The 960-nt window shown below is 70.3% G+C and carries 1 protein-coding gene; it reads right to left on the reverse strand.

The window, feature by feature from the left end; all coding sequences use genetic code 11:
• Positions 1-99 precede the first annotated feature (99 nt).
• Positions 100-642, reverse strand: coding sequence for a MarR family winged helix-turn-helix transcriptional regulator (locus HR086_RS47150; protein WP_141649414.1), 543 nt, complete (start codon positions 640-642; stop codon positions 100-102).
• Positions 643-960: the final 318 nt, after the last annotated feature.

Here is a 960-nt window from a genome sequence, read left to right on the forward strand (position 1 = left end):
CGTCGAGGGCCTGCGCGGGGGGCGGCACCGGTCGACGCTCGTGGAGTTTGAAGCGACCGAGCGGAGGCCCGCCGGAGGGGCGGGCCGTGACACGCCTGTTCAGCGAGCGTCCGACTTCTTCGCGGTCGGGTCGGCGAGGTCCTCTTCCGGAGGCGGCACGCCACCCAGCTCCTGGGCGAGCGCGGTGAGCACGTCCTGCGTGCAGAGGATGCGGTTGCGCGACATCCGGGAGAGGACGCGCGCCACGGCCGACTCGACGGTGCCCTCGGAGGGAACGTCCAGCCCGCGTCCAGTCTCCGTGAGGGCGAACAGCGCCTTGCGTCCGTCCAGCGGGTCCGACTTGCGCTCCAGCAGGCCGCGCTTCTCCAGCCGCTTGAGCACGCCCGTCAGGGTGCTCGGGTGGACGTGGAGAATCTGGGCGAGCGTGCCGGCGGTGATGCCCGGGAAGCGACCCACCAGGCGGATGACGAGCCGCTGCGGACCGGTGAGGCCCAGCGTCGACTCCATTCGCTTCGAGGTGGATTGGAGCCCGTGGTCCACGGCCCACAGCAGGCGCATGAACTCGAGCACTTCTCCGAGCGGCGGGCCCTTGGGCCGCTCACCTTCCTGGGGTTCAGGCTCCCCACTGGCCGTGTCCTTCATGACTTCATCTTCCCTCACCTGCCGCCTCCCTGTCTCTGCCAAGTCTTTTGAGTCGCAGGAGGTCTATCTCTTCGCGGTCCCCCCTGCCGTGTAGATTTCGTTGTGTATCAGTCACCGGCAAGACGTGGGTGAGGCATTCAGCGCCCGCCAGGTCTGCCTTCCAAAGCCCACGCCCGGAAGCCCTCGAAGGGGGCGCCCGTCTGCCCACCTCGTGGGGTGGGAGGCGGGGGCGCCCTGCCCGAGCGCCCCCGCTCGGTGGAACAACCCTGGGCGCCCCTCTCGGACCCGGGTCCGGGAAGGGGGCCAGCGGGCCTACGG

It is taken from the genome of Myxococcus sp. CA039A, assembly GCF_013336645.1.
GTDB classification, from domain to species: domain Bacteria; phylum Myxococcota; class Myxococcia; order Myxococcales; family Myxococcaceae; genus Myxococcus; species Myxococcus llanfairpwllgwyngyllgogerychwyrndrobwllllantysiliogogogochensis.